The organism is Ruegeria haliotis (assembly GCF_013377785.1).
Classification (GTDB): Bacteria; Pseudomonadota; Alphaproteobacteria; order Rhodobacterales; family Rhodobacteraceae; genus Ruegeria; species Ruegeria haliotis.
Genome location: NZ_JABXWT010000083.1, coordinates 1 through 678, shown reverse-complemented (window position 1 = coordinate 678; position 678 = coordinate 1). Strand labels below are relative to the sequence as shown.

At 44.1% G+C, this 678-nt stretch carries 1 protein-coding gene and 1 tRNA gene; one reads left to right on the top strand and one right to left on the bottom strand.

What is annotated here, in order from left to right; all coding sequences use genetic code 11:
- Nucleotides 1-150 precede the first annotated feature (150 nt).
- Nucleotides 151-227, top strand: a tRNA-Trp gene (locus tag HW561_RS23385).
- Between the two features lie 177 nt (nt 228-404).
- On the opposite strand, the gene HW561_RS23380 is transcribed toward HW561_RS23385, so the two are convergent.
- A partial coding sequence (locus tag HW561_RS23380; RefSeq protein ID WP_176867776.1) for a transposase occupies nt 405-678 on the bottom strand: 274 nt, incomplete at its 5' end.

Here is a 678-nt window from a genome sequence, read left to right as displayed (position 1 = left end):
GGTAGTTCAGTTGGTTAGAGTACCGGCCTGTCACGCCGGGGGTCGCGGGTTCGAGTCCCGTCCACTCCGCCACTTATTTTAGAGGACCTCGCTTTGCGGGGTTTTTCTGAATCTGAGCCTTAATAAAAATTAGGTTTAGATCACAGTTTTAGGGGTGTAGCTCCAATTGGCAGAGCAGCGGATTCCAAATCCGCGTGTTGGGAGTTCGAATCTCTCCACCCCTGCCATAATTAAGGCCTCAGTCGAAAGACTGAGGCCTTTTTTGTATCTGTATTTTTGTCTCTCTTTTTCTACTTGAAACTGTATGTTCTTTCCATCTGGAAACCTTCATACACAATGAGGATTTATAAATGGAAGGCTTGGCTAGGCACGTTATAGTAGTTGTTTAATACCAATCTGGAAAATTAACTGGTCAGGTCAATCCAGTCCCTTGTGCACATTTGAGCGACTCTACTAGTGCTTTTCAGAAACTGATTCCATGCTGAACATACCTTTCCCACTATATCGTTGTAGTCAGTGAAGCTCTGGTTAGAAAGATAGTGTTGTCGGAGCCAACTCCAAACTTGTTCTATAGGGTTTAGCTCTGGTGAATAGGGCGGGAGTTTGATAATACTGACATTACTAAATCTCTCTGCAATATCATTGGTGTGCCATCCTGCACCATCCATAATAACCACT